The 26,419-nt window shown below is 57.7% G+C and carries 23 protein-coding genes; 13 read left to right on the plus strand and 10 right to left on the minus strand.

The window, feature by feature from the left end:
• Positions 1-67: 67 nt before the first annotated feature.
• Positions 68-460, plus strand: coding sequence for a hypothetical protein (locus HUW35_RS10750; RefSeq protein ID WP_181252343.1), 393 nt, complete (start codon positions 68-70; stop codon positions 458-460).
• A gap of 406 nt (positions 461-866) precedes the next feature.
• Complete coding sequence (locus HUW35_RS10755; protein WP_181252344.1) at positions 867-1,250, plus strand: hypothetical protein; 384 nt, start codon at positions 867-869, stop codon at positions 1,248-1,250.
• 53 nt (positions 1,251-1,303) lie between these two features.
• Here the strand turns inward: HUW35_RS10755 and HUW35_RS10760 are convergent, their stop codons facing one another.
• Positions 1,304-2,302 carry a rhodanese-related sulfurtransferase gene (locus tag HUW35_RS10760; RefSeq protein WP_181252345.1) on the minus strand — a complete coding sequence of 333 codons (999 nt, stop codon included), beginning with the start codon at positions 2,300-2,302 and terminating at the stop codon, positions 1,304-1,306.
• A gap of 206 nt (positions 2,303-2,508) precedes the next feature.
• Here HUW35_RS10760 and HUW35_RS10765 point away from each other — a divergent pair, with 206 nt between their 5' ends.
• Positions 2,509-2,775: a hypothetical protein gene (locus HUW35_RS10765; RefSeq protein ID WP_181252346.1), complete on the plus strand. Its 267-nt coding sequence runs from the start codon at positions 2,509-2,511 to the stop codon at positions 2,773-2,775.
• A gap of 303 nt (positions 2,776-3,078) precedes the next feature.
• A complete protein-coding gene (locus HUW35_RS10770) occupies positions 3,079-3,759 on the plus strand; it encodes a hypothetical protein (RefSeq protein ID WP_181252347.1) in 681 nt (226 codons plus the stop codon).
• Positions 3,760-3,872: 113 nt separating this feature from the next.
• Here HUW35_RS10770 and HUW35_RS10775 read toward each other — a convergent pair whose 3' ends face one another.
• The 3 genes from HUW35_RS10775 to HUW35_RS10785 form a co-directional block, all read right to left on the minus strand.
• Positions 3,873-4,298 (minus strand): 3D domain-containing protein, encoded by a 426-nt coding sequence (locus tag HUW35_RS10775; RefSeq protein WP_181252348.1) that lies wholly within the window; start codon positions 4,296-4,298, stop codon positions 3,873-3,875.
• Between the two features lie 646 nt (positions 4,299-4,944).
• Positions 4,945-5,664: a tetratricopeptide repeat protein gene (locus tag HUW35_RS10780; RefSeq protein ID WP_181252349.1), complete on the minus strand. Its 720-nt coding sequence runs from the start codon at positions 5,662-5,664 to the stop codon at positions 4,945-4,947.
• A 53-nt stretch (positions 5,665-5,717) separates the two neighbouring features.
• Complete coding sequence (locus tag HUW35_RS10785) at positions 5,718-8,795, minus strand: FAD-binding and (Fe-S)-binding domain-containing protein (protein WP_181252350.1); 3,078 nt, start codon at positions 8,793-8,795, stop codon at positions 5,718-5,720.
• Positions 8,796-9,283: 488 nt separating this feature from the next.
• Between HUW35_RS10785 and HUW35_RS10790 the strand changes: the two genes are divergently transcribed.
• The 6 genes from HUW35_RS10790 to HUW35_RS10815 all read left to right on the plus strand — a co-directional run bounded on the left by HUW35_RS10790 (position 9,284) and on the right by HUW35_RS10815 (position 16,635).
• Complete coding sequence (locus tag HUW35_RS10790) at positions 9,284-10,306, plus strand: DUF523 and DUF1722 domain-containing protein (protein WP_255463234.1); 1,023 nt, start codon at positions 9,284-9,286, stop codon at positions 10,304-10,306.
• Positions 10,307-10,317: 11 nt separating this feature from the next.
• Entirely contained in the window at positions 10,318-11,817 is a 1,500-nt protein-coding gene (phrB, locus tag HUW35_RS10795; protein ID WP_181252351.1) for a deoxyribodipyrimidine photo-lyase, read from the plus strand.
• 84 nt (positions 11,818-11,901) lie between these two features.
• The gene (locus HUW35_RS10800; RefSeq protein WP_181252352.1) at positions 11,902-12,417 is read left to right on the plus strand and encodes a DUF2878 domain-containing protein; all 516 of its coding nucleotides are present in this window, start codon (positions 11,902-11,904) and stop codon (positions 12,415-12,417) included.
• A 77-nt stretch (positions 12,418-12,494) separates the two neighbouring features.
• A complete protein-coding gene (locus HUW35_RS10805; RefSeq protein WP_181252353.1) occupies positions 12,495-14,684 on the plus strand; it encodes an autotransporter outer membrane beta-barrel domain-containing protein in 2,190 nt (729 codons plus the stop codon).
• 154 nt (positions 14,685-14,838) lie between these two features.
• Positions 14,839-16,032, plus strand: coding sequence for a pyridoxal phosphate-dependent aminotransferase (locus HUW35_RS10810; protein ID WP_181252354.1), 1,194 nt, complete (start codon positions 14,839-14,841; stop codon positions 16,030-16,032).
• A 126-nt stretch (positions 16,033-16,158) separates the two neighbouring features.
• Positions 16,159-16,635 (plus strand): Lrp/AsnC family transcriptional regulator, encoded by a 477-nt coding sequence (locus HUW35_RS10815; protein WP_078084471.1) that lies wholly within the window; start codon positions 16,159-16,161, stop codon positions 16,633-16,635.
• Between the two features lie 41 nt (positions 16,636-16,676).
• Here HUW35_RS10815 and HUW35_RS10820 read toward each other — a convergent pair whose 3' ends face one another.
• Positions 16,677-17,711: a HupE/UreJ family protein gene (locus HUW35_RS10820; RefSeq protein ID WP_181252355.1), complete on the minus strand. Its 1,035-nt coding sequence runs from the start codon at positions 17,709-17,711 to the stop codon at positions 16,677-16,679.
• Complete coding sequence (locus HUW35_RS10825; protein WP_181252356.1) at positions 17,708-18,559, minus strand: peptidyl-prolyl cis-trans isomerase; 852 nt, start codon at positions 18,557-18,559, stop codon at positions 17,708-17,710. The genes HUW35_RS10820 and HUW35_RS10825 overlap by 4 nt, the downstream gene beginning before the upstream one ends.
• Positions 18,560-18,885: 326 nt before the next feature.
• On the opposite strand from HUW35_RS10825, the gene HUW35_RS10830 reads away from it, so the two are divergent.
• On the plus strand, positions 18,886-19,203 hold the full coding sequence (locus HUW35_RS10830) for a cytochrome c5 family protein (protein WP_305075928.1): 318 nt from the start codon (positions 18,886-18,888) through the stop codon (positions 19,201-19,203).
• A 333-nt stretch (positions 19,204-19,536) separates the two neighbouring features.
• Here HUW35_RS10830 and HUW35_RS10835 read toward each other — a convergent pair whose 3' ends face one another.
• The 4 genes from HUW35_RS10835 to HUW35_RS10850 all read right to left on the minus strand — a co-directional run bounded on the left by HUW35_RS10835 (position 19,537) and on the right by HUW35_RS10850 (position 23,999).
• A complete protein-coding gene (locus HUW35_RS10835) occupies positions 19,537-20,610 on the minus strand; it encodes a helix-turn-helix transcriptional regulator (RefSeq protein WP_181252357.1) in 1,074 nt (357 codons plus the stop codon).
• A gap of 52 nt (positions 20,611-20,662) precedes the next feature.
• Complete coding sequence (locus HUW35_RS10840) at positions 20,663-21,223, minus strand: lytic transglycosylase domain-containing protein (protein WP_181252358.1); 561 nt, start codon at positions 21,221-21,223, stop codon at positions 20,663-20,665.
• 436 nt (positions 21,224-21,659) lie between these two features.
• The gene (locus tag HUW35_RS10845; protein ID WP_181252359.1) at positions 21,660-23,390 is read right to left on the minus strand and encodes a proline--tRNA ligase; all 1,731 of its coding nucleotides are present in this window, start codon (positions 23,388-23,390) and stop codon (positions 21,660-21,662) included.
• Between the two features lie 177 nt (positions 23,391-23,567).
• Positions 23,568-23,999, minus strand: a complete 432-nt coding sequence (locus tag HUW35_RS10850; RefSeq protein ID WP_181252360.1) for an HU family DNA-binding protein — start codon at positions 23,997-23,999, stop codon at positions 23,568-23,570.
• A 310-nt stretch (positions 24,000-24,309) separates the two neighbouring features.
• Here HUW35_RS10850 and HUW35_RS10855 point away from each other — a divergent pair, with 310 nt between their 5' ends.
• The gene (locus HUW35_RS10855) at positions 24,310-24,567 is read left to right on the plus strand and encodes an FmdB family zinc ribbon protein (protein WP_181252361.1); all 258 of its coding nucleotides are present in this window, start codon (positions 24,310-24,312) and stop codon (positions 24,565-24,567) included.
• Positions 24,568-24,636: 69 nt separating this feature from the next.
• Positions 24,637-26,415 (plus strand): aspartate--tRNA ligase, encoded by a 1,779-nt coding sequence (aspS, locus tag HUW35_RS10860; RefSeq protein ID WP_181252362.1) that lies wholly within the window; start codon positions 24,637-24,639, stop codon positions 26,413-26,415.
• Positions 26,416-26,419: the final 4 nt, after the last annotated feature.

The raw sequence follows: 26,419 nt of genomic DNA on the forward strand, positions 1-26,419 counted from the left end.
TGTGCCGTTACAAATTTTCTGGGCATACGGTTACTTAGTAGTAGGAAGTCCTGAGGAGGAGAAGAAATTGGGCTTTCAGATTCGATTCAATTCTGCAGTGCGCACTGTCAGCGCGATCTTTTTCGATCGTGTGGAATTGGCAGACAAAATCGCTTCCGCCCGTCAGGTGGCGGAGAAATACGGTCATTTGAATCCGCTATCCATTCTGGTGGATGTGCGCAATGCGGATATTGACATGACCATTGAAGAGCGCCGACAGTTCGGCGCTTTCGCGGCGCACCTGCCCGGACTCAGCCATGCGCGGATTGCCGTGCTGCACGCGGCTGATCGCAACGCCAATGTGGTGATCAACAGTACGGCGCAGTCTGAAGGGATGCATATTGTGGAGTTTGTTTCCGAGCAGGCTGCGTTGAACTGGCTGAGATCCGCCGACACGAGCGATGTGCCAGCAGGGCACTAGATGGGTGCGGCTGGTACCAGTTGAAGTACGTTCCAGGAGCTGTATTTGCTCCACTCCTGCTCTCTTGTCATCTGTCTTCTTTCCCTGTTTCCCGCCCCCTCCTTGGGCAAAGGAGCGGGGCGATATTGGTACGCTTTAACCAGAATTGGCGTGATAAATGCTTGGTTCTTTCGCCTGACCAGTAGCGCTTCCGGGTAGGCCGCGAATATAAAATTAAGCTTTCTGATGTTTTTTGGTCTGAATGGATTTCTTTCGCATCTTTTTTGCGGCCTTATTTCTAATTTTTGTGGTTTTTGTGGGCTTGTACGCCATAGGCATGATTCCGGTTGGTATATTTTGCCACACCCTGGCTGCCTCCCGAGGCGCTGAGCTGTTTAGGGAAGTACGGATTGGAGTAGTTGCAGTAATGAGTTTTCAGATCCGGTATGACAGTCAGAACCGCGTTGTCAGGATGCTGTTGTATGGAGAGGCCACTTACGCAAACCGAGTGGAAGCGGTACGCCAGCTGGTAGCGAAATACGGTCACCTGCAGCCGTTGCGGGTCTTTGCCGATGTGCGCAGGGTTTCCAAAATGTCCATGACGCTGGAGGAGCAGCAGCGCTACGGCGTCTATCTGGGGCAAATTCCCGCGCTGTATGGCGCCCGCGTGGCGATTCTCAATCGGGCAGAACTCAACACGACCGCAGTGATGCGCAATAAAGCGCGCGACGGCGGGCTGGTGTTGCATTCATTTCTTACGGAAAGGGCGGCCATGAAGTGGCTGACCAGCGCCGCCGAGGTGCCCAGTTGAGTGGGCACACCAGCGGCGCGGAGAAGATTGGATTAGTACAGGAAGACTGAAAATCAGGAACGCTGCGCCTGTTCCGCCTGCTGGCGGCGCAGTTCCTGTTTCTGTTTGCGGCGGGCGAGGGTGGTGGCTTTCGCGTCCTGTCCCAGGTGGTCCTCGCCGCGCGCTTTGGCCAGCTGAATCTGCTTTTCGCGCTCGCGGAAACGCGCCTTGTCCGCCTCCGGCACCGAGTCGTAGCAGTGCGGGCAGCTGACTCCCTGCTCAAACTGCTCTGACTGCATTTCTTCATCGGTTACTGGCATACGGCAGGCATTGCACTGCTCGTAGCTGCCGCGCTCCAGGTCGTGATTGACGGTTACCCGGTCGTCAAACACAAAGCACTCGCCTTTCCAAAGCGTTTCTTCCTTGGGGACATCTTCCAGATATTTCAGGATGCCACCCTGCAGGTGATACACCTCGTCAAAGCCCTGTTCTTTCAGGTAGGCGGTAGATTTTTCACAGCGGATGCCGCCGGTGCAGAACATTGCCACTTTCTTGTGTTTCTGCGGATCCAGGTGTTCTTTGACGTACTGGGGGAACTCGCGGAAGGTGGTGGTGTTTGGGTTGACCGCGTGTTCGAAGGTGCCCACCTGAAATTCGTAGTCGTTGCGGGTATCGATCAGCAGGACTTCGGGATCGGAAATCAGGGCATTCCAGTCCTGGGGTTTGACATAGGTGCCGACGGTACGGCGCGGGTCTATCCCCTCCACACCCATGGTGACGATTTCCCGCTTGAGTTTGACTTTGCTGCGCAGGAACGGCATCTCGGCGGTGTAGGATTCCTTGTAATCCAGGGTCGCCAGACGCGGGTCAGACTTGAGGAAGGCGAGCAGGGCGTCGATGCCGGCACGGCTGCCAGCCACGGTGCCGTTGATGCCCTCGCGAGCCAGCAGCAGGGTGCCGCGCACTTCATTGTCGAGCAGGGTTTTGAGCAGGGGTTCACGCAGGGATTCGAAGTTGTCGAGGCTGACAAACTTGTACAGCGCACACACCACAACATTGGTGGAACTGGTCATAGGAATGTCCTTTTGCAGGCCGGATCGCAAATCCGGGGCATTGGGTAAAAATCGCCGCGCATTTTAACGGAAAAATCCGGCAGGTGTCGTACACTTTTTCGACAGCGGATGTCTGTGCCTGACCGGCTGTTCATCTATAGTCGGAGAGTGCGCGTTCCGCCGCCGTCCATCCAGCTCCAGCCCTGAATGCCAGCGAGGTTTTCCCCATGGCCGATGACATTACTCCCCAGGAATCTCCCCTGTGCCGCGCTTACAGCGATGGCAACCACACCGTCAATATCGATATCTACAGCGATGGCGAGGGTGGCTGGTTGCTGGAGATTGTTGATGAGAACAACAACACCACGGTGTGGGAAGACGCCTTTGACACCGATGAGGAAGCGTTGCAGGAAGCGCTGGACGCACTGAAGGAAGAAGGTGTGGGGGCATTTATCGGGCCCGCCGAGGCGAGCGGCAGCTGGGAGGCCCCCTAGCTGGGAGGCATCCCAGGTGGGAGGCACCCTAGATGGGAGGCACCCTAGTGGTTGCGGCCCAGTGATGGGCCTAGTGTCCGTGACCAGAATCCACCAGAGCGATTGCAAATAAAGCGCGCCACACAAAGCAGGTCTGTTCTGGCCTGCTATGGTTATACATAGAAGGGAATCGCGACAGTGTAACAGCACTACCCAATCGCGGCGCCGCCAACGGGCAGCAAGGAATGTTGCCCTGGCGGTGCCAACTGCTCGCGGTCACCGGGCCGCCACTGTTTGCAGATGTATTAAATGTGGTTGCTCTGCATGAAAAATTTCCTTCCCCTTCTCGCTATTCCCCTGTTGTGTTTTTCCGCCGCGATGCCGGCGCAGTCGGGTATTGAGCTCAGGCTCTCCGATGACCGAATGATCGAAGTGGATCTCGCGGAAGCCAAGCTGATTTCCGAGCTGAAAGGCTACGCGATTATCGCCGGGCGCACCTGTATCGACTGCGATGAAAATACAGCAATCTTCCTGGAAAAAATTGATGACCGTGACGGGGAGCCCGTGCGTGTGCCGCCGGACTCGGATGAGCCTCCGGAGCCGGAGGAGTTTGCCCGTCTCGAGAGTAATGATGCCGGTGAAACCGAAGCGGCAAAACGCGATCGGGCCCAGGCGGAAATGGATGGCGATGTGGACGGCGTGACGGACATTGACCTGTCTGGCGAACGCTTTACCTATCCGGGAAAATATCGCGATTATCTCAGCAAGAAACTGGTGGAAAAGACGCGCATGTTTTACGGCAAATGCCACGAGGATTCACCGGCGCTGTTGTGGCTGAGCGAGTACCGCACGGAAAAAGGCTGGGCTAAAGAGGAATACCTGCTGGTGTTTCGCGACGAGGGTATCGAGCACCGCTATAACCAGGCACGCCAGCCGAGTATCTATTACATCGAGAATGATGACTGCCGTGAATTACCAGGGGTGGATACCACCACGGAGCCCTGATTCGAACGATGTTTTTATCGCGCAGCAAAACAGCAAAACCCCGCAGATGCGGGGTTTTGTGTGAAAGCTGTGGTGGCTAAGCCCTGTAAACTTTCATAGGCCGTCTTGGCGAATTATTTTTTGTCGTTGTGGTGCCAGATGATCTTGAGCTTCTTCTTGCCCCACTTGCGCGCTTTCTTGATGTCCTTTTCCATCCACACGTCGATACGGTTGGTGTAGCGCTTGTTCATGCGGTCGCGCACGGTGTAAGTGCCGGGCAGACCTTCAATTTTCACCTTGGCGCCGTTGGTCAGGCCGTGTTTCTCCAGGTCGCGGGAAACAGCAATGATCTTGTCGCCGGGGCGCAGGCGGTTATTCCAGGCCGCGGTCCAGGGATCGTCGTCGGTCTGGCCTTTAACGGAGTTGTAGGCCGTCGCGGTGACGGTCATCGACTTCTTTTCCTTGTCGGTCCCCTTGATTGCGGCAAAGGCGTCTCCACCGGCCAGTGCCGAGAGTGATGCTGCAAGTACAATCACATACTTTTTAAGACTCTGTCGCATAAAGTTCAGTACCTCCGAAAGCCCTTCAGTCACAGACTTGAATTGTCTGCTCGGCCTCCAAGTTGATTTCGTCATAAGTGATCAATCTTTGATCAGGACGGGCCATATTAAAGATCCGCGGACCGGAATCAATCTTTCCGGTGATACCGGCGAATTCCCCAACAGAGTATTCGTTTAGATTTCAGCCTGAGTCTCATATGGCCGATAAGGGCTCGGTATTGGAACTGAATACCTGTGTATGACGGGAATATGACAGCGTGAGGTGGGTCAAATCGATTTCTATTGGTACCCGGTTGCCAGTCGGGTTTTCCCTATGACAGCGATGCCATCTTGAGTTGGTGGAAATTTATACGATTTCAGGGTGTCGACTTCGCGTTCGCTGGAACAAAATTTTTTTCAGTTTATTTGTGACTAGCTGTTCAAATCGGGGTGGAGCGTATCGATGACAGCGTTGTAACCGGGATCAGTTTCATGAATGTTCGCTATTTGCGAAAGGGTTTAACTATTGGGGCGATAGGAATCGCCCTGGAAGAGGGGGGTTATCCCGGTTCGGGAGTATGTACAGATTAAGAAATTATCCCGCTGAGGAGCGTGGTCAGCGGGGGCAGGGGAATTTTAGTCCTGATTCGTGGCGTGCAGTGGCGACTCAGATGGCGGTATTGCCCACCGGACGCTCGGGATTGACCAGGTCCCGCAGTGCGGTCAGATAAGCCAGGTCTTCCTCCAGATCCGGGAAACCGTGGCGTTTATCCAGCGCCACGGCCTGCTCAAGCCACTGGATGGCCTCTTCCAGGTTGCCCTGCCATTCGCACACCTGGCCGATATTAAACGAAGTGATGGCCAGGTTTTGCCAGTCCTCTTCCCGCCGCAGTTCATCCATGGCACTGGTGTAGAGCTGATAGGCGTTGCGCAGCATTGCGGCGCGCTTGTTGGGGTTGGTTTGCAGGGCCGAGTGCTGGTGGTAGGTGTGGGCGATGGCGGAGCGCACCCGTGCGGCGGAATGTTCAAAGGGCAGACCCGGGGAGGACTCGATATAGGCCAGTACCGCTTCGAACTGGCCGCGGGCCAGCGGATACAGGTCCGGGCGCTGCCCGCCGAGGGCATTGAGGATGATGCCGTAGCGGTAGCGCAGCTGGTTCTGGCGGTGGGGTTCCGCTGACAGGCCGGCGATGGCCCGTTCATACAGGGGCAGTGCGGCGTCGTAGTTACCTTCCAGTGCGTACTCTTCCGCCTCCATGATCAGCGGCGCCACGTCACCGGCGGACGCGGGCTCTGCCTGGGCCATGGCGGCGAAAGCGAGCAGTGCGGAAAGTGTCACCGCGGTGGCGGAAATCCAGGAAAACGGCGGTTTGCGCGGGGCCAGCATAGTCAGTCCATCTCGGAACTCCACCGGCACCCATGAAGGGGCCGGTGGACAAGTTAGTGATTACTGACAGTAAACCCCGAATCTTCGATTTGTGCCAGTAGCGCTTGCAGCGGATGGCGCAATTCTGTTTGTGCAAATCGTTTGCTCTGACACCGGCAGGAGTAACCAGTGGCGAGAATGGCACGGGTATCGCCGTTCAGCTTGGGCGCCCAGGATTGCTGGAAGATGACCCGCGAGGTCTCCTTGTTGGCCATTTCGTGGCCGTAGGTTCCGGCCATGCCGCAACAGCCTGCAGCCTGGGTTTCCAGCTCCATTCCCAGCGCCGCGAACACCTGCTGCCACTGGCGCGTGGAGCCGGCGGCGTTGGATTGCTCGGTGCAGTGGGGGAGCAGGGTAAAGCGCGCGTCCTTGAGACGGTTGCGATTTCCCGCCAGGTGATCCGTGTGCTGCGCCAACCACTCCTGTAGCAACAGTACCTGGGGGGCTTTATCTCCCAGTAGTTTCTGGTATTCGGAGCGGTAGGTCATGGTCATGGAGGGGTCGATGCCCACCAGCGGCACACCGCTCTCGGCCAGGCTGTTCAGCATGGCACTGTTGCTGGCGGCGGCCTGTGCAAACTGGCGCAGGAAACCGTGTACATGCAGGGGCTTGCCGTTGGCGCGATAGGGGGCAACCAGCGGATTGAAATCCAGCAGTTTGAGCAGGCGCAGGGTGTCTGCCACCACATCGGCATCGAAGTAGCTGGTGAAAGCATCCTGCACGATCACTACTGATTTGGCGCGCTGGGCAGGGCCCATTGCGCGCAGGCTTTCGCGGCTGGCGTAGGGCACGCCCAGTTCGCGCATGACTTTGTCGAGACGTGTTGCCGACAGCGAGGGGGAATCCGTCAGTCCCAGTCCGCGCTCCATCAGCCAGCGTACCGGCTTCAGCCTGAGCGGCCAGTTATACAGCTGCGGCACCTGTGCCAGATGTGGCATGACAAATTCCAGTCCACCGACAAAGTAGTCCTTCAGCGGGCGCAGATAGCGGCTGTAATAGAGTTCGAGAAACTTGGCGCGGAAGGTGGGTACATCCACCTTGATCGGACACTGGCCAGCGCAGGACTTGCACGCCAGGCAGGCCTGCATCGACTCGTTTACCTCGTGGCTGAAGTCGTATTCGCCGCGCGCCCTGGCGAGGGAGTTCTTGATGCGACCGGGCAGGCCGATCAGGAAGGATTGCTCGCGGCTTTTGCGCGCCACGGCTTCCGGGTCCACGGAGCGGTCCGCCAACAGGCGCAGCCATTCGCGGATCAGCGAGGCGCGGCCCTTGGGTGAGTGGATACGGTTGCGGGTACCTTTATAGGACGGACACATGGCGTCGTCCGGGTTCCAGTTAAAGCAGGCGCCGTTACCGTTGCAGTAAACCCCCTCGGAATAGCCCTCCCACACCTGTGCCGGGATCGTCCGGTCGCGCTCGCCGCGAGTGGGTACCTCGTCAATTTTTAGCAGGCTTGAGGCGACGCTGGGGGTGGCGATTTTACCCGGGTTGAGCTGGTTGCGAGGATCGAAGGCGGCCTTGATCTTCTGCAGCTCCGGATACAGCTCACCGAAGAATGCCGGCGCAAATTCCGAACGCACTCCCTTGCCGTGTTCACCCCACAGCAGGCCATTGTATTTCTGCGCCAGCTCTACCACCTGTTCGGTGATGAGGCGGACCTGTTTGGCCTGCTCCGGGTCTTTCATATCGATGGCCGGGCGCACGTGCAGTACGCCGGCATCGACGTGGCCAAACATGCCGTAGGCAAAGCCCGCCTGATCCAGTGCTGCGCGGAACTCGGCGATAAAGTCGGCGAGATTCTCCGGCGGTACCGCGCAGTCCTCGACAAACGGGATGGGGCGCTGCTCACCCTTGGCGTTACCCAGCAGGCCCACCGCACGCTTGCGCATGGCCCAGATTTTGTTCACCTGAGTGTGACCGCGGGCGATGGTATAGGCAAAACTCTTGCCCGGCTGGCCGATCGCGCTGTCCACATGGGCGGTAAACTTCGCCAGCGCTTCATTCAGTGCCTCTTCAGATTCCGCGGTGTATTCCACCAGGTTGATGCCGTTCACCGGGCGTTCGTCCTGGGGGAAGAATTCGCTCACGCTGTCCCACACCATATCCCCCATGGCCAGCTGCAGTACTTTGCTGTCCACGGTCTCGATAGAGGTAGGGCCGGCCTTCATCAGGTCGGTCGCGTCTTTCAGCGCATCCTGGAAGTGGTCGTAATTCAGGTTGACCAGCGCCGCGCACTTGGGAATCTTGAGCACGTTGAGCTTGGCCTCGGCGATAAAGCCCAGGGTGCCCTCGGATCCGCACAGGATATTGTTGAGGTTGAAGCGGCCGTCTTTGCCGTTATCCCGGTCCCGGATGTGTGCCAGATCGTAGCCGGTCAGGCAGCGGTTCAACTTGGGGAACTTGGCGTCGATCAGCGCGCGTTTGTCCTGCTCGATCGCATCCACCAGCTGGTGGATTCTACCGGAGCGGCTGTCGTTGCTGGCAATCTCTGCCAGTCGCTCGTCTTCCAGCGCGTGGGAGTGCCAGAGTTCACCGCCCATCAGCACGGTTTTCAGCTCCAGCACGTGGTCGCGGGTCTTGCCGTACAGGCAGGAACCCTGCCCGGAGGCATCGGTATTGATCATGCCGCCGATGGTGGCGCGGTTACTGGTGGAAAGCTCCGGGGCAAAAAACAGCCCATGGGCCTTGAGTGCGGCGTTCAACTGGTCCTTCACAACCCCGGTCTGAACCCGTACCCATCCTTCCTCCGCATTAATCTCGAGGATGCGGTTCATATGCCGGGAAATATCCACCACGATACCGTCGGTCAGTGACTGGCCATTGGTTCCGGTGCCGCCACCGCGAGGGGAGAGCACGACTTTGTGGAATTCCTCGCGGTCCGCCAGCGTCATCAGTAACTGCAGGTCGTGGGTATCCCGCGGGTAAACCACCGCCTGGGGCAGTACCTGATAGATGGAGTTGTCGGTGGACAGCACGGTGCGGCTGGCATAGCTCGGGCTGCTGTCGCCGTGGAAGCCGCCCTGCTTGAGAGCGTTGAGGAACTGCAGGTAGAGCGCCTGTACTTCATTGATTTCGCGCAGTGCTGGAATCATTCCGGGCCCCGGGTCTGGTTAATCGGTACATGTTATACAAGGGAATGGCATTTTAGCGACGGTGGCGGCCCGCGCAACAATTACCGGGAATTCCCCGGCCTGGATGGCCTACCTTTCGGGAAATACGCAGGATATGCGTGGAAATTGCGCTCCAGCCGAACACTGGGGAGAATAATGAGTCAGTTTCACTGGCTATCTGCCTGTGGGGTGCAATTATGCCCCGCAGGCTGATCCGAACCCCGCTACCCGGTTAATACCCTGTCATCTGTTTAGTGTTTGGTGTCGTAGATATAGGAAGGTTAAGTGCCCGCGAAACCTTTAACGCGGATCATCGCGAGGCACGCTTTAGAGGTATGCCACCGAAGGCAATTGAACTTACGGATTTGTGCCGCTACTTTTTAAGAAAATGAAGCACCTTCGCGCGTTTTTGACCGTCTTTGTTCCGCCGGCCAGATCCAGACCTGAAGGGCTTCAATTGCATGAGGCTAATGCCAGCAAATATGAACTTTACCCGGAAAATTCCAATCGGGATCAGCCAGTGCGCCATGGGTGACCCGGTGCGCTACAACGGCGGGCACAAGCACAGTAAGGTATGTACCCAGCTGCTGAGCCAGTGTTTTGAATATGTCCCTCTGTGTCCGGAAGTCGCGATCGGTATGGGCGTGCCGCGCAAACCGATCCATTTGCTGGTGGACAAGGCCGGCGCCCCGTTAGATGCGGTGCGGGTAGTCGGGGTGGACAATGCCGAAGTGGATGTGACCGCGCCGCTGCGCGAATACGCCGACTCGGTGGTTCCCGAATTGGCGGGGGTGCGCGGCTATATCTTTATGCAGAACTCCCCGAGCTGTGGCTTGCGCGGCGTGCGCCGCTATCTGGCCAATGGTCACGGCATCGACAGTGAGGGCATCGGTGTGTTTGCACGACGCCTGCAGCAGCAGTTTCCCCATCTGCCCATGGAGGAAGTGGGTCGGTTGAACAACAGTGAGCTGCGGGAGAACTTCCTGACCCGTGTGTTTGCCTACGATGCGTGGTTCCGCTTTGTCGAGGCGGAGGCCGAAGCCGAGTCGCCGGAGCCCGGGGAGAAGTCGCAATCGCGCATCTCGCGGGTCATCGAGTTTTATACCGCGTACAAATATCTGCTGTTGGCACATCATCAGGAAAAGACCCGCGCCCTGGGTCGCTTTCTGGCAGACTCCAAAGCCCTGCCCATTGACGAGCTGGCCTTTCAGGTGCGCGGGCGCATTATGGAAATCCTGTCGTTGCCCGCCTCCCGCAAAGACAGAACCAATGCGCTGATGCACAGTGCCGGTCACCTGAGCGAGTACCTCGATAAACGCGAGAAGGCAGAGCTCAAGGATCTGATAGAAGAATACCGGCTAGGGCATAAGCCTCTTTCCGCGGTGCTCACCCTGCTTCGCCACTATTTACCACGCAGTCCCCACAGCTTTATCCACAACCAGGTCTTGCTGGCGGCAGAGCCGGCGGAATTGGGATTGTGTGATTTCCATTGAATAAATGATGTATGCCTGAAAAAGCCTATCAAAGAGGGCTGGTGTGGTTGCGCAATGACTTGCGACTGGCCGATAACACTGCCCTGTATCGCGCCGCCAGAGGCTGTCAGGCGCTGGCGGCCATTTACATTGCGACACCGCAGACCTGGAGCAGTCATGGTGATGGCGACAATGTCGTAGCCATGCGTCTGCGCAGTCTGGCAGTACTGCAGCGCGCGCTGGCAGAAAAGCAGATTCCACTGTATTTCCTCGAACTGAACACGTTTGCGGAGGTGCCACAAGCGCTGGTGCAAATTGCTGACAAGCTGAAAGTGGATGCGCTGTTCGCCAATGCGGAGTACCCGCTCAACGAACTGCGCAGGGACACTGCGGTGAGGGCAGCGTTAAAAGAGGTGGGGGTGCCGGTCGAGTACTGTACCGATCGCACACTGATCCCCCCGGGCAGCCTGACAACCAACAGCGGTGATGGCTTCAAGGTATTCACGCCATTCAAGCGCGCATTTATCTCCCGCCATGGAAATAGTGGCGAAGGATTTGCCCCCCTGCCTGCCCCGCGCGCGCTGGGTGCGGAACACGAGTCCGAGTGGCCCGAGTGGATCGCGCTGACGGGAGAGAACAACCTGGTGCGGACTATTCCCGAAACTGTGGGCAAATACGGCGTGGCTGCAGGGGGCAGCGACAAGGTACTGGAATGGGATGTGGGCGAAAAAGCCGCACTCAAGCGCCTGAAGGCATTCGCCAATATCGTGGCCGATTACGAAGAATGGCGGGATTTTCCCGCAAGAGAAAATACCTCGCGACTATCGCCCTACCTGAATTGCGGTGCCATTTCTGTTCGCCAGTGCGCGAAGATGGCACTGGATGCCAATGCAGGGCAGTGGATGGGTGGTAAAGGCAGCCTGAGCGAAGGCGCCAGTAGCTGGCTGAATGAACTGCTGTGGCGGGAGTTTTATCAGCACCTGGTGGTGAACTTCCCACGGGTGTGCCGCAATTTGCCATTCAAGCCGGAAACCGAGGGCGTGCCGTGGTCCCAGCGGAGCGAAGACTTCGCGCGCTGGTGTGAGGGACAGACTGGAGTGCCGATCGTCGATGCCGCCATGCGCCAGCTTAATGAAACCGGCTGGATGCACAATCGCCTGCGCATGGTTGTGGCATCATTCCTTACCAAGAATTTGCTCACCGACTGGCGCAAAGGGGAAGGTTACTTTATGCAGCAGCTGGTGGATGCGGATTTTGCCGCTAATAATGGCGGCTGGCAGTGGGCGGCATCCACCGGTACCGATTCGGCGCCTTACTTCCGAGTGTTCAATCCCTACAGCCAGTCCAGGCGATTTGATCCGGATGGGACCTTTATTCGCCGCTTTGTGCCAGAGCTGGCATCGCTTTCCGACAAGGATATTCACTGTCCGAAGCAGGATTTGTTCGGGCAGGATGGCTATCCCCAGCCTATCTGCGATGTGACGGAATCGCGCAAAAAAGCGATAGAGGCGTTCGCAAACTTGAAGTCTTAGGAAACCTCTGATTTATTCAATATCCCGGGATTGTCCGGTGTGACGCGCTCGCGGTACAGATGCCTTCTGATAAATGAGTCGCCAATGAATTATAAAAAGCTGGCCAACTTCATCCTGTTTATCGCCGGTTGGTGGATGGCTCTGTTGTATGGCAATGCGATGGCACTGATTGCATTGTTTGTTGTGTTGATGCTGCACTTTATCCTCTGGCGGGATGTGCGGGATATCTTCGTGATTCTCGGTTTTATTTTCTGTGGCTTTGCTGTGGAGTGGGCCTTTATGGCCAGTGGTGTGCAGGACTATCGCTCCAACCTGCCGCCCGCCTGGGCCATCTGTATCTGGGCCATGCTGGCGACCACCATGCGCTACTCCCTGTCATGGCTGATCAACAAGCCGCTGTGGGCCGCACTGGTAGGATTGCTGGTGGCGCCCGCGTTCTACATCAACAGCGTACAGTTCGGCCCCGCGGGCTGGGGGCGCCCCATGTGGGAGTGCCTGCTGGCCATCGCCCTGGTATGGAGCCTGCTGGCCGCATTCCTCAGCGGTGTGTTGGTGCCGCTGGTTGAGCAGATGGAGCCCGCGGACGGCGGTGTTTCCTGAGCCGCAGTATCCCCCCGCTGAAGCGTCACTGCTGACCTATACTTGCCACGAATTTCCGCCGTGGCAAGGAGGCCGCAGTGTTCTTTTTTGGAACTCCCAATAAACAAGTCTCATATCTTCCCGGCGCACTATCCCTCGCCATCTGTACGGCCCTGGGGGTATCCCCGGTTTACGCCGAGGAACCGCTCTACCGATCGTTGATCGTGTTCGGGGACAGCCTCTCCGATAATGGCAATGCGGGTATTTTTACCAGTGACGACCCGCTGGGTATCTACCCGCGCCAGCCGGCCCCGTCGTTTCTCGCAGATCGTCTCGGGCTTGCCAAGGAAAACTCCTGCTATGGTCTGGGTCCGCGTTTTGGCGGTGCAATTCCCTGTGCCCCGGCACCCGGTGGCCTGGATCAGCAGTTGCAGCAGATTAGTAATTCCGTCCTCACCAATGGTCCCAACTGGGGCGTGGGCGGCAACCGCACCGCCGATGTGTTACTCGATGTGGTGGGCCCGCAGCGCTTCCGTCAGCTATTCCCGGATACCACTGTCGCCGACCACAATACACTGACCACCATATTGCCGGATTCGAGCCGTTGCGGAGAAGATGGCATTTGCGATCCGCTTGCCGGGGAGAGTCCCTACCTGAGTCCGGCAGAGGTACTGGCCGCTACCGCCGCGTTCAATGACCCAATGGCCCTGCAGGCCCTGGTGGACGACCCGAACAACAATATCACCCTGACCGGGGTGCCCTTTGCCACCGGCCAGGGGTATCTGCCCCAGAATACGCCGGTCAGCAGTGATCTCTATTTTCTCAATGCCGGGGGGAACAATATCCTCGACGGCGTGCGCAATGGCACCTTGAGCCTTATGTCGATGGAGCGGGCTGCGACCTTTCTGTCCACCGCCGGTAGTGAGCTCAAGGCGGCGGGGGCCAAATATGTTGTGATGACCAATGCCCCGGCCATTGGTAATACCCCTGCGGTGTACTCCCAAGGTGCGGCGGCGATCAATTACGCCAACAGTGGCACCGAAATGTTTAACGACAGGCTGCGTCGGCAGGTTAACGACGTGGGTAATATTCTGCTGCTGGACCTGGAGGGTGTGCTCGAACTGGTGCTGGATAACCCGGCGGCATTCGGCTTTGCGGATATCAACCAGAGCGATACCTGTTACGTCAATTGCGCCAACCCCCATCCGGTCTACGGCGCCAACGGTACCGATCCCAACGCTGATATGCTGGTGTTTTACGACGCTATTCACCCGACGCTGGCGGGGCAGCGATTGCTCGGTGACTACTACTACGAAACCCTTACTGCCGCGGTGGGGTTTGGATTACTGCCGGATCTCGGTTACCAGAACTCGCGTCAGCATCGGGTCAATATTGATCACCACCTGATCTCACAACGCTATCGGGATCCATTTACCACAGTATTTTTTGGCGCAAGCCTGGGCCATGCGGAGCTGGGTGCGGGACCGGCCCTCAACGACGATTACCCGGCCTGGGATGGATTCTTTGGCATGAGCTTCGCCGGGTTCGAGAACCTCGAATGGGGCGTCGGGATGTCCTACGGTCGCAGCGTATACGAGCCCCGGAACCTGCGGTTGAAATCGCGAAATTTTAACTACAGTGCGTTTGCGCGCTGGGACAATGATTTCTGGTTTGTCGACGGCGCCGTTGGCTTCTCGGATATCAAGTACCGCGATATCAATCGCACTATTTATCTGGGAGACACATTCCGTCACCGCTTTAACGCCAGTACCAAGGGTGACGGCTACAGTGCCTCCCTGCGCGCCGGCTATGATGCCAGCCGCAATCTCGACAGTCATATGGGGCCCTTTGTGTCTGCAGAGTGGAACCGTATAGACGTCAATGGATTCAATGAAAAGACATCCATCAATCTCACTTACGCCGGTGCCTACGGTGAGCGCAGGGATCCCCTGGGGCTGTGGGTGCGCGGCCAGGACCGGGATTTTCGCCGCTGCAAAGCCGGCTTCTTCTACAACAGTCCCAAGTCCGCAGAGCACCAGTGGTTTGGTGAGTTCTGGCTGGAACATACCGCCGGTGACGATTATGCCGACCTGGGAATCGGGGTGAATTCCATCTTCAATAACTGGGCGCGCCTGCCTTCCTACCGCAGTAAAAACACGGGATTTTTCCAGAATGGTGTGGGCGCCATGGTGGGGGTGAGCGTCAATGACAAGTTCCGCGTTGCCGCGGACCTGCTGGTGCGGCCGGAGGACACCGTGGGCGGATTGAGCATTAACTATCGATTCTGAGGGCTGGCCGTGGTACCGCTGCCGAATTTTCTGCGGTAAACCCGGAAAAATAACCGGGCTGCTGCGAAAACCTGCGCCGTGAAGCGATATCGATTACCTCGCTGGTTGCTACCTTAGAGTGATCGATAACAACGCCAGAAGATGGAATAGCACGATGTACACTCCCCGGTTCAGCAAACAGAGTCAGGCCCTCCACTCCGCCGATGCCGATGTCTGGGCAGTCAGCGACCGCGCCCACGCGCTGGCGGACAAGGGAGAGGATGTCATCTTCCTGTGTGTGGGAGATCCCAACTTCGATACGCCCGAGCCAATCCTCGACTTCGCCCGCGCCCGTCTCGGCGTGGGTCGCACCCATTACTCGCCGGCGGCCGGCGAGGCCATGCTGCGGCGTGCCATTGCCGATATCGAAAGCAAGGTCAGCCCGCATCCCTGTGATCCCGATGATGTGGTGGTTTTCCCCGGCGGCACCAACGCCATTTATGCGGTGCTGTCCTGTTTGCTGAATCCCGGGGAACAGATTGTTATTCCCGAGCCCATGTATATCGGCTACGTGCCGATCACTGATGCGCTGCAGCTGGATGTGCGCAAGGTTGCCTGTCCTCCGGATCAGGGCTTCGCGTTCGATATTGAAACCATCAAGCAGGCGATCAGTGAAGAAACCCGCGCGGTGATGATCAACACCCCGGTCAACCCCACCGGTGCCATGGCCACGCCGGAGCAACTGCGTGAACTCGCATCATACTGCCGCGAGCGCAATATCTGGCTCATCTCCGATGAGATGTACTCCATGATCACCTTCGCCCGCCGTCACACTTCCCTGCGCACGGCTGCCGATCACCTGGACAACGTGGTGGTGATCGACGGCCTGTCCAAGTCCCACGCCATGAGCGGCTGGAGACTGGGTTGGGCGGTGGCGCAGGGTGAACTGGTGGAGCGCCTGATCGAATACGCCGGGGCCACCATATTCGGCGTACCCCAGTTTATTCAGGAAGCCGCGGCGTTCGCGCTGGAGTTTGATACTTACTTCGTCAAGCAGATGCGAGATGCCTACGAGAAGCGCCGCGACCTGATTGTCGAGCGTATCGGCAAGATTCCGGGGCTCAGCTGCTATTCACCGGAAGCCGGTATGTTTGTCATGGTGGATGTCTCTGCGGTAGCCGAAGACGGCGAGGCTTTTGCCGGGGCACTGCTGGATGCAGAACTGGTATCAGTATTGCCTGGAAAACCGTTCGGACCGAGTGCGGTAAACCATGTGCGTTTGACACTGGCTGCCGATGAGGGCGAATTGATGCGCGCACTGGATCGTATTGAACGCTTTGTCGTGGGCGGTTGTCTCAAGGCGGGCTGAGAAACATCCCGGGGCGTTTGGGGGAATACTTCCTGTGGAGTATTCCCCCCGCAGAATTACCGTTATCCTTGAGCAGTTGGCCCCGGACACCTGGGCCTTGCTGAAAATTACATAAAGAAAATTACCGTGAAAGTAGATCGTCACAATCTCAAGATTCTCGAAGTCCTGCAGACCAATGCGCGTATCAGCAACCTCAATCTGGCAGACCAGATCGGGCTTTCGGAGAGCGCCTGTCTCGCGCGGGTGAAGAAGCTGACTACTGAAAAATTTATCCGCGAGTTTCAGGCGGAGGTCAACCTGGACAAGGTGCGACATGCGGAGTTTTACGTGAATGTGGCGTTGAAGCGGCAGGATGCCCGCACCAGCGAAAGTTTCCGTCGCGCCATCAACAAGATCGAGCAGATTGTATCCTGCGTAAAAATGTCTGGTGAATTCGATTACATGCTGCGCTTTGTATGTCCGGACGCGGGGGACTTCAACCGTGTTTCCGAACAGTTACTGGCAGATGAAGATGCGGCGATCACCCGGATGACCTCCCACCTGGTTATCGAAAAAACCAAGCCGTTTACCGGGTACCCGCTGGAGTTGCTGTTTCAGGATTGAATGCAGTTCTGAGAGTGTTGTAGTGGCAAAGGTGTTGCGGATCACACCACCAGCGAAATGGTGCGATCAATCAACCACCAGGCGGAAAGCCCTCCCACAATATAAGCGACCGGCAGGGCCGATGCTGTGGTAGCGCTGGTGCCGGTCCTGATCTCCCACAACTGCACCGGTTTTACCCGGCGCAGTAAAAACATCAGGCCACAAACGCCGGCGATAAACGCCAGCTGACCGGCCTCGACCCCGACGTTGAACAGCCCCAGAGACAGGGGGATCGCGTGTTCCGGCACCCCGATCTCGGAAAGCGCCCCCGCAAATCCCAGCCCGTGCAATAAACCAAAGGCGAATGCCACTACCCAGGGCATGCGAATGGCCAGTGTCTTGCGTCCCTCGAGCTTGTGCAGGATTTCCGTGGCGAGGAACACGATACTCAGGGCAATGACGGCCTCCACAGGTGCCTGGGGGACGGAAACCACACCCAGTACCGCCAGCGCCAGGGTAATGCTGTGGGCCACGGTGAAGGCGGTGATGGTGGCTATCAGCTGGCGTCCGCCGCTGACCAGCACCACCAGCGCCAGCACAAACAACAGGTGATCTATCCCCAGCAGAATGTGCTCGACGCCGAGTACAAAGTAGGTGCCTGCAATTTCTGCCATGCCCGCTCTTTCTTCCACTTGCAGCCTGGTTCGATCCGGTAGCAGGCGGCCGACCTGTTCCCGTCCGTCCAGCCAGCTGATACGTACCAGCGCATCGGTCATGGTGTTCGCCAGGCCATCAATGGCGATGGTACTGCCGATCAGTTGGTCCGGATGGGAGATTTGCCAGCGCTCCACATAATAGCCGCCTGCCATCTGTGCAGTGGGCAGGCTGCGCTCTTGGGTCTGCTCATCGAACTGGACATACAGGGAAAGCCGCATATCACCTCGCGCGGGCACCCGCCAGGTCACGTCAAACTGCTCTGGCGCTGTCTGATTTACGCTCAGTGAAGCCGGGCGAAGTTCGTGTGCAAGAGAAGCGGACGAGAGCAGTAGTGTTGCCACCAGGGTTAAGAGTGATACCAGAAGCGTGAGCAGTCTCATTGTTTTATCGCCTCCCCGTTGGCCATCGGCTCGGCGATGCTGATCCGGTAGTTTTCACGCAGGGTTTGATACTGGATCTGCAGGATGTTCTGTTGCTCTTCTACCTGCCAGTCCCTCAGCACATCCGCTTTCACCGCGGAAAACTCCGCTTGTTGCTGTGGGGTGGCGTCGGAAATCCGTACCAGGTGCTCACCATAGGAAGATGTCAGGGGGCCAATCCACTGGCCGGTTTCGAGGTCCGGGAACTGTAGTGAGAAGTCGCTGCCGAACAGGCGATCAATCCGTTCCGCACTCACATTCTCGAAGCGGTACTGCAGCATATTGGGATCGCCGAGCTTGCGCGGATCACTGCCCGCGGTCAGCTTGGTCAGCAGGATTCTGGCGTCTTCGGATACCTCTTTGCGTTTGTCGCTGTTGAGGAAAACCTGTTCAAAGGTATAGCGGGCGGGGAGGGTGTATTTGTCGATATTGTCGTTGTAGTAGCGCTGCAGGACCTCCTCGCTGGGTTCGATGGCGTCTACCAGGTCCTTGGCCAGAAACTCCATTTTCATCCGCAATCTGCGGCGGATCACGGTATCGTTTTCATCCAGCCCCATTTTGACCGCTTCGCGATACAGCACTTCCTCGCGCACAAAGTCATCAATCAGCCCGCGCAGTTCGTCTGGTCCCGGAGGGCGTTGCCAGCCGCGTTCGAAAATGGCGGATAAATGTTCAATTCGGTTCTGGGTGATGACTATTTCCTGTTCATCCCCGGGATCACTACCCTGGAAAAAGCCATTGGCGGCAAACAGCAGGGCGCCGATTGCGGCAAACTGAATACTGGGATCCTTGATCCAGATCAGATTCATTCACGAACTCCGACTTATGCTTTTATGGCGATGGCTCGCTGGGAAAGAATTTCTCTGCCAATCAGGATAGTTCAAGAATGAAAATTTACTGTCCCAATTTGCCGAAAGCACAGTGATTGGCTGGGCGATAAGCTGATGGTATTGCGGGGTCAAATTCAGCCGGCGGGCTTGGATAGCATCGCAACCCTGTATACAGTTGTACGATGCGCGGGGAGGTTTTGCCGCCGAGTGGCGCAGTTTTCCTTGTGGTTGATGGTTACTGGTTGAAATCAATTGTCTGTGTAGCGTCATGACGCTGCGCAGTCGCTGAATGGATGGATTCGCGGATGAAATTATCGATACGTACCACGGTTTGTTCCGTAGCAATGGCCTTGGCCGCCGGTTTTTCCGCTATCGCGGTGTCTGAAACCGTTGAGGAAAAATACCAGAGAGCGTGCATGGTGTGTCATGCCGCTGGGGTGGCCAACGCACCGAAGATTCACGATACGGAAGCCTGGAAGCCGCGTCTGGACAAAGGGATGGATGCCCTGGTGAGTTCGATAAAGAATGGATTGAACGCCATGCCCCCCGGTGGCATGTGCTCCGATTGCAGCGACGATGACTACAAGGCGCTGATCAAATACATGTCCTCCCCGAAAGAATAACCCTTCTTATTTGCCGCGGGGCGTTCAGGCCTCGTGGCACCCTCCATACCCATCGGATTCATGCATGCGGTGTCTTTCTCTGCTGCTGCAGAGGGGGATGGGTGAGCCAGTGGATAGATGGGAAAGCGCGATGAGGGAGCTTGCAGGAACCTGTCCGCAGACGAGGTGGTGACTGGGCTAGTGCCTGCAGAGCAGGTCCTGCAAGATTTAGTGTGGCTCAGGGGGCGGGTTTTAGCTTGCGGAAAACGAAAAAAATCTGACGGATTTTTTAACTCACCCTATCGCTTACCAATTTGATTTCCACCCGTTTTTTTCCTAGGTAGACAACCGGTATCAGCCGGGCAATCGCGCACGCCTGAATTCTGTCGGTGTCTGTTCATGTCGCCGCTTGAACGCTGCATTGAATGGGCTGAGTGAGCGGTAGCCGATATCCAGCGCGATGGTAAGCACCGGCAAATGAGCCTCATCCGGGTCGGCAAGGCGACGGCTGGCCTCGTCGATACGAAACTGATTCAGGTACTCGTTGAAATTGCGGAAACCCAGGTGCTTGTTGATCAGGGCACGCAGAATATGTTCGCGGCTCCCCAGCTGCTCCGCCAGCTCGCGGATGGTAAGCCCGGTATGGCGGTAGCCACCGTTTTGCATATGGCGCTGCAGGTTATCGAGCAGCTGACGCTGGCTCTGATCGAGTGCCGGGAGTTTTGCTGTGCTATCAGAAGCCTGGTGTGTCTTGACCGTATGTGACCCTTCCACATGTCCGGGGGATGGCTCTGGCAGTGACGACAGGGATTCCTCCAGCGCCCTTGGCGACAGCGCCAGCAGCCACAGGCAGGCGGCGAAGGCGAGGGCGCTGGCCATGACGGCGTGCAATGTGGGAATACCGGCGGGTATCGGGAAGTAGGAAAACAGAAACTCCGCGCACACCACGATCACCATATAGCTGCCGATGGCGATCAGCAGGGCGATGCGTAACTGCCGGCGCTCTGCAACGAGATCCGATTGCAGCTGTTGCAGCAGGGTCACCAGGCCGGCACCGATCAATCCCAGCTTGAAGGGCTGCGCCAGCGGATAGAAATAGGAATGGAGATGGAGCTGGCTGGCCAGGTCGATGGTCAGTTCGAGAAGGATCAATGCCCAGCCCCAGCGCGGAAACGGATCTTTTTCCCTGCAAAGTTGGTGGGTGAATATCCAGAATGCGCCGGGGATCAACAGGGTGGGAAGGTCGATCAGCAGGTTGATGAGGGAGTCCTGATCATTCAGCAGGGGGCGCAACAGATACACAAATGCACCAAAAATCAGTATCAGCAGCCAGGGATTCCGGGTGCGCTGCTGGTGACCAATCCCGATTCTTGCCGCGGCCAGTAGAAGCAGACTACAGGCGGCGCCGGTAAAAAAGCTGTAACTCATCGGGTACCTCGGGTTTATCGTTTTTATACCGGATTGCGTTGCCCTTTATGTGCTATCTCCAGCGATCAGCCCAGGCATCCAGCACTTTGCGGCTGTAGGTATGGCGGCCGTAACTGCCGTTGTAGTAGGCCAGCGCATTGGGCATGTTGCCTTTGGCCTTCTTTATGTAGTGCTTGAGGATGGTGCAGCCGTAGCGCAGGTTGGTTTCCATATTGATCAGGTTGTCTTCCGGACGACCGATCTCATTTTTCCAGAACGGCATTACCTGCATCATGCCCTGGGCTCCGACCCGGGATACGGCGTAGGGATCGAAGGCGCTTTCAATCTGGATGACGGCGAGGACGATTTCCGGTTGCAGCTCCGCGCGGGTGGCTTCGCGGTGGATGGCCTTCAGCACCCGCATGCGTTCCTCTGGGTCCTTGATATAGCGGGCGAGGGGCTGGGATTTGGCCATCAGCCAGACTTCCGCATCAAAGCGGTCGGCGAAGCTGTCGGCTTCGGTGACGGCGCTTTTCAGGGCCAGCAGGAGCTTGGGGTCTACCTCTTTTACCTGGGCAGACACCGTGGTGCTCAGCAGGCACAGCAGCAGTGTGGAGAAGGCTTTTCTTATCATGGGGTGGGATTTTACGGGAAGCGTTGAGCTTTCGGTACCGGGAAAGGGATCTGTGCAAGGGTCTTCGGGAGCATCGTTTTAGGCATTGCAGCGGCCCTGCTAGCGGGTACCCCTTTGCGAGACACGCCGTAAACCCATCCATGGGGGCTCGGATGCGGCCATCCAGGCCGCATACGGTCCCGCAAAGGGGTACCCGCTAGCAGGGCCTTCACATCCAAGTTCAGTAATTCCGGCGAATTGGGCAGAGCTCAATGTGTAATGCGAAGGTCAAGTGCTGGGTGGAGGGTTTCAGGATCGTCGCAAACAGGGACGTTTGCGACGAAGCTTACAGGGATGTATTCACAGCGGTCCTGAAACCCTCCACCCAGTGCTTGGCCGCCACCGAGCTAACTTACGAAGCACGACAAAGGGCTTCGTAAGTGGATGGGGGAGAGGTTTAGTGCGGGATCATTTCCAGCAAGGTGTCGATGATCTGATCTGCGGAGAACTCCTGGTTCTCACTGTCGCGGCGGCCCTTGTATTCGATATTGCCTTTTTCCAGACCGCGGTCACCCACCACAATACGGCGGGGAATACCCATCAGTTCCGTATCCGCGAGCATCCCGCCCAGGCGGGCCTTGGGCTCGTCCATCAGCAGCACATCGATACCCTTGGCGGTCAGCGCCTCGTAAATGTGCTCACATTTCTGCTGCACCGCCTCACTCTTGTGCATATTGATCGGCACAATCGCCAGCTGGAACGGCGCAATGGCCTCCGGCCAGATGATGCCCGCATCGTCGTGGTTCTGCTCGATCGCCGCAGCCACCACCCGTGAAACACCGATGCCATAGCAACCCATGGTCATCACCTGTTCCTTGCCGTTCTCATCCAGTACCGACGCGTTCATTGCCTCACTGTACTTGGTGCCCAACTGGAAAATATGGCCGACTTCGATACCGCGCTTGATTTCCAGAGTGCCCTGGCCATCCGGGCTGGCATCGCCGGGAACCACATTGCGCAGGTCTTCAACCCGCTTCAGCGCCACATCGCGCTCCCAGTTAACACCGGTCAGGTGGTAGTCATCTTTATTCGCGCCGCACACGAAATCTGCCAGGTGCGCCGCAGCGCGATCCACCAGTACTTCAATCTCGAGACCAACAGGACCGAGGGAGCCAATACCGCAGCCCAGTTCTTTGGCGATGCGCTCTTCCGGCGCAAACGTCAGCGGGCTGGCAACGCCGGGCAGCTTCTCGGCTTTCAGCTCGTTCAGGTCGTGATCTCCGCGCAGTACCAGCGCGACCAGCGGCGCGATTGCGTCCTCTTCCTCGGTTTCTCCGAGCACGATCAGGGTTTTGACCGATGTATTTGCCGGGATGCCGAAGGCCTCTTCCAGAGCCGCGATGGTCTTTTGTCCCGGGGTGTGTAACTCCTCCATGGCCTTGCTCGCCGCCGGGCGCTCGCCGGCCGGCGCCACGGCTTCCGCCAGCTCCACGTTGGCTGCGTAGCGGCTTTCGGAAGAGAAGGCGATATCGTCCTCACCACTCTGGGCCAGGACGTGGAACTCATGGGAGTGGGAGCCGCCGATGGAGCCGGTATCCGCGAGCACCGGACGGTAATCCAGGCCGATGCGGTCGAAGATGCGGCAGTAGGCATCGTGCATTACATCGTAGGTTTCCTGCAGGGAGTCCGCGTTCAGGTGGAAGGAGTAGGCATCCTTCATGGTGAACTCGCGCGCGCGCATCACGCCGAAACGCGGGCGGATCTCGTCGCGGAACTTGGTCTGTATCTGGTAGAAGTTTGCCGGTAGCTGCTTGTAGCTGTTTACCTCGGTGCGGATCAGGTCCGTGATCACTTCTTCGTGGGTTGGGCCCAGGCAGAAGGAGTTGTCGTGACGATCCTGGATGCGCAGCAGTTCCGGGCCGTACTGTTGCCAGCGACCGGATTCTTCCCACAGCTCCGAGGGCTGAACCACAGGCATCAGTACTTCCAGTGCGCCCGCATTGTTCATTTCCTCACGCACGATTTTTTCCACCTTGCGCAACACCCGCAGGCCGGTGGGCAACCAGGTGTAAAGGCCAGAGGACAGGCGGCGGATCATGCCGGCGCGCAGCATCAGCTGGTGGCTGATGACCACGGCGTCATTAGGGGTTTCTTTCTGGGTGGCGATCAGATAGCGGGATGCGCGCATAGTGCTTTCTTTTAGTGTCGATGAAATTTAAAGGGCGGCCATTTTACGCCGGTGGGCGGGGGTTTTGGTAGGGGCGGACGCGCCTCGCGATTATCCGCGGCGTGGCTTATCCCCCCGGGGCCCCAAAAGCAGAAAACCCCGCAGAAGCGGGGTTTTCCTGACTGAAAGCGGCGAGACTCAGGACTCGGCCATCTCTTTCAGCTTCTTCAGCGGGCGAATCTTGACCTGGATGCTCGCAGGCTTGGCCTTGAATACGGTCTCTTCGCCAGTGAAGGGGTTGATACCCTTGCGTGCCTTCTTGGCAGGCTTCTTCACAGTGGTGATTTTCATCAGGCCCGGCAGAGCGAATTCGCCTACTGCGCGCTTCTTGACATGACCTTCGATCAGATCGGTCAGCTCGTCCAGAACAGACTGAACCTGCTTGCGGGACAGCTCGGTGTTCTCGGCAATCTGGTTCAGAATCTGGGTTTTGGTGTACTTCTCTTTGATTGCAGTCACTTTCTTGGCCTTGGGTGCGGCCTTGGCTGCTGCTTTCTTGGCTGGAGCCTTCTTGGCTGCAGTCTTCTTGGCGGGTGCTTTCTTAGCTGCTGCTTTCTTCTTCGCGGCCATAGTTAGCTTCCTTCTATATAGGTGTTTTTTCCAGTGAAAGTGTATGTACATCAAGGTTCGCCAGGCTGTTAAGCAAGGGCTTACCCAAGTACTGAGCTGAAGTATATCCAGTTTTTGTCCGCACGCACGGGGTAAAAACAGAAAAAAAGTGCTTTTTTACAGGGGTTTGCTCGAAAAATGGCCCTTAAATACCGCTGCTGACCGTCTCTGGAAGCACAGCGTGTCTGTGGAGAACTGCCTTCTTCTTCCCTTGCGGGTGCTCATGTATAATCTGCGCCCCTTTATATTCAGTGAGATCTGGGTACAAGCGATGCCTATCTACGAATACCAGTGCCAGGCCTGTGGCCATCAGATGGAAGCCCTGCAGCGTATGAGCGATGCTCCGCTGACAGACTGCCCTGCATGCAACAAACCGGAGCTGAGCAAACAGATCAGCGCCGCCGGGTTCCGCCTCAAGGGGGGCGGCTGGTACGAGACCGACTTTAAGACCGGCAGCAAGAAAAACCTTGCCGGTGATGCCGCCAAGCCCGCCGGTAGTGGCGGCGGCACAGAATCCAAGGCCAGCTGAGCGACCCGGAGCCCACGGCTGGGACAGACAACAAGCAGAATTGAAACATTACTAAGGGAATAAGACTCCATGCGCACCGACTACTGTGGCGCCCTGCGATCCGCCGATATTGACCGCGAAGTAACCCTGTGTGGCTGGGTAGACCGCCGCCGCGATCACGGCGGGGTTATCTTTATCGATCTGCGCGACCGCGAAGGTATCGCGCAGGTGGTGTTTGACCCGGATGCCGCAGAGCACTTCGAACTTGCCGACCGCGTGCGCAGCGAGTACGTGCTGAAGGTGACCGGTCGTGTGCGCGCGCGCGCGCCGGAAGCGGTAAACCCGAACATGGCCACTGGCGAAATCGAGGTTTACGGTCTGCAGCTGGAGATTCTCAACAGCGCAGAAACGCCGCCCTTCCAGCTGGATGAGCACACTGCGGTGGGTGAGGATGTGCGGTTGAAGTACCGTTACCTCGACCTGCGTCGCACCGAAATGCAGCGCAACCTGCGTTTCCGCTCCCAGATCACCAACGCCATCCGCAACTACCTGGACGGCGAGGGTTTCCTGGATATCGAGACCCCGATCCTCACCCGCGCCACCCCGGAAGGTGCCCGTGACTATCTGGTGCCAAGCCGTACCCACGGTGGCAAATTCTTCGCCCTGCCGCAGTCCCCGCAGCTGTTCAAGCAGCTGCTGATGGTTTCCGGTTTCGACCGCTACTACCAGATTGCCAAGTGTTTCCGCGACGAAGACCTGCGCGCAGATCGCCAGCCGGAATTTACCCAAATCGATATCGAGACCGCGTTTCTCGATGAAAACGCGATTATGTCCATCACTGAGGGCATGATCCGCAAGCTGTTCAAAGAGCTGAAAGGCGTAGAGCTGGGCGAATTCCCGCGTATGCCGTTCTCCGAGGCGATGGAAAAATTCGGCTCCGACAAGCCGGACCTGCGTATCCCGCTGGAGCTGGTGGACATCAAGGATCTGATGACCGAAGTGGAATTCAAGGTGTTCTCCGGCCCGGCCAACGACCCCAAAGGCCGCGTTACCGCACTGAAAGTTCCCGGTGGCAACGACAAGTTGACCCGCAAGCAGATCGACGACTACACCAAGTATGTCTCCATCTACGGTGCCAAGGGTTTGGCCTATATTAAGGTCAACGACAAGTCCGACCTGGAAAACGGCCTGCAGTCGCCGATCGTCAAGTTCCTGCCGAACGAAGTGCGCGGGGCAATTCTGGACCGCGTACAGGCGGAAAATGGCGATCTGATCTTCTTCGGTTCCGACAAGGGCAAGGTGGTTTCCGAGGCCCTGGGCGCCCTGCGTTGCAAGCTGGGTGAGGACCTGAACCTGTACGTGTCCGAGTGGGCACCGCTGTGGGTTGTGGACTTCCCGATGTTTGAAGAGAACGACGATGGCAGTGTTACCGCGCTGCACCACCCGTTCACTGCGCCGTCCTGCTCCGCGGAAGAGTTGGAGAAGAACCCGCTGGAAGCGCTGTCCCGTGCTTACGACATGGTGCTGAACGGCACCGAGCTGGGTGGCGGTTCCATCCGTATCCACAATCAGGATATGCAGCAGGTGGTGTTCCGTGCGCTGGGGATCAGTGCCGAGGAGCAGCGTGAGAAGTTCGGCTTCCTGCTGGACGCGCTCAAATACGGTGCGCCTCCCCACGGCGGCCTCGCCTTTGGTCTCGACCGCCTGGTGATGCTGATGACCGACAGCGACTCTATCCGCGACGTCATCGCCTTCCCGAAAACTCAGAGTGCGGCCTGTGTGATGACCGACGCCCCGGGAGCGGTGGACGCCAAGCAGCTGCGCGAACTCAGCATTCGCCTGCGCGCCAAAGAAGAGCAGGTGGGTTAAGCGA

The organism is Microbulbifer sp. YPW1 (assembly GCF_013367775.1).
In the GTDB taxonomy this organism is placed as follows: domain Bacteria; phylum Pseudomonadota; class Gammaproteobacteria; order Pseudomonadales; family Cellvibrionaceae; genus Microbulbifer.

What these genes read in the sequence shown, in the direction of transcription:
- HUW35_RS10755 (WP_181252344.1), top strand. Translation starts at nt 867, where the DNA reads ATGAGTTTTCAGATCCGGTATGACAGTCAGAACCGCGTTGTCAGGATG.
- HUW35_RS10760 (WP_181252345.1), bottom strand. Translation starts at nt 2,302, where the DNA reads ATGACCAGTTCCACCAATGTTGTGGTGTGTGCGCTGTACAAGTTTGTC.
- HUW35_RS10765 (WP_181252346.1), top strand. Translation starts at nt 2,509, where the DNA reads ATGGCCGATGACATTACTCCCCAGGAATCTCCCCTGTGCCGCGCTTAC.
- HUW35_RS10770 (WP_181252347.1), top strand. Translation starts at nt 3,079, where the DNA reads ATGAAAAATTTCCTTCCCCTTCTCGCTATTCCCCTGTTGTGTTTTTCC.
- HUW35_RS10775 (WP_181252348.1), bottom strand. Translation starts at nt 4,298, where the DNA reads ATGCGACAGAGTCTTAAAAAGTATGTGATTGTACTTGCAGCATCACTC.
- HUW35_RS10780 (WP_181252349.1), bottom strand. Translation starts at nt 5,664, where the DNA reads ATGCTGGCCCCGCGCAAACCGCCGTTTTCCTGGATTTCCGCCACCGCG.
- HUW35_RS10785 (WP_181252350.1), bottom strand. Translation starts at nt 8,795, where the DNA reads ATGATTCCAGCACTGCGCGAAATCAATGAAGTACAGGCGCTCTACCTG.
- HUW35_RS10790 (WP_255463234.1), top strand. Translation starts at nt 9,284, where the DNA reads ATGCCAGCAAATATGAACTTTACCCGGAAAATTCCAATCGGGATCAGC.
- phrB (WP_181252351.1), top strand. Translation starts at nt 10,318, where the DNA reads ATGCCTGAAAAAGCCTATCAAAGAGGGCTGGTGTGGTTGCGCAATGAC.
- HUW35_RS10800 (WP_181252352.1), top strand. Translation starts at nt 11,902, where the DNA reads ATGAATTATAAAAAGCTGGCCAACTTCATCCTGTTTATCGCCGGTTGG.
- HUW35_RS10810 (WP_181252354.1), top strand. Translation starts at nt 14,839, where the DNA reads ATGTACACTCCCCGGTTCAGCAAACAGAGTCAGGCCCTCCACTCCGCC.
- HUW35_RS10820 (WP_181252355.1), bottom strand. Translation starts at nt 17,711, where the DNA reads ATGAGACTGCTCACGCTTCTGGTATCACTCTTAACCCTGGTGGCAACA.
- HUW35_RS10825 (WP_181252356.1), bottom strand. Translation starts at nt 18,559, where the DNA reads ATGAATCTGATCTGGATCAAGGATCCCAGTATTCAGTTTGCCGCAATC.
- HUW35_RS10830 (WP_305075928.1), top strand. Translation starts at nt 18,886, where the DNA reads ATGAAATTATCGATACGTACCACGGTTTGTTCCGTAGCAATGGCCTTG.
- HUW35_RS10835 (WP_181252357.1), bottom strand. Translation starts at nt 20,610, where the DNA reads ATGAGTTACAGCTTTTTTACCGGCGCCGCCTGTAGTCTGCTTCTACTG.
- HUW35_RS10840 (WP_181252358.1), bottom strand. Translation starts at nt 21,223, where the DNA reads ATGATAAGAAAAGCCTTCTCCACACTGCTGCTGTGCCTGCTGAGCACC.
- HUW35_RS10845 (WP_181252359.1), bottom strand. Translation starts at nt 23,390, where the DNA reads ATGCGCGCATCCCGCTATCTGATCGCCACCCAGAAAGAAACCCCTAAT.
- HUW35_RS10850 (WP_181252360.1), bottom strand. Translation starts at nt 23,999, where the DNA reads ATGGCCGCGAAGAAGAAAGCAGCAGCTAAGAAAGCACCCGCCAAGAAG.
- HUW35_RS10855 (WP_181252361.1), top strand. Translation starts at nt 24,310, where the DNA reads ATGCCTATCTACGAATACCAGTGCCAGGCCTGTGGCCATCAGATGGAA.
- aspS (WP_181252362.1), top strand. Translation starts at nt 24,637, where the DNA reads ATGCGCACCGACTACTGTGGCGCCCTGCGATCCGCCGATATTGACCGC.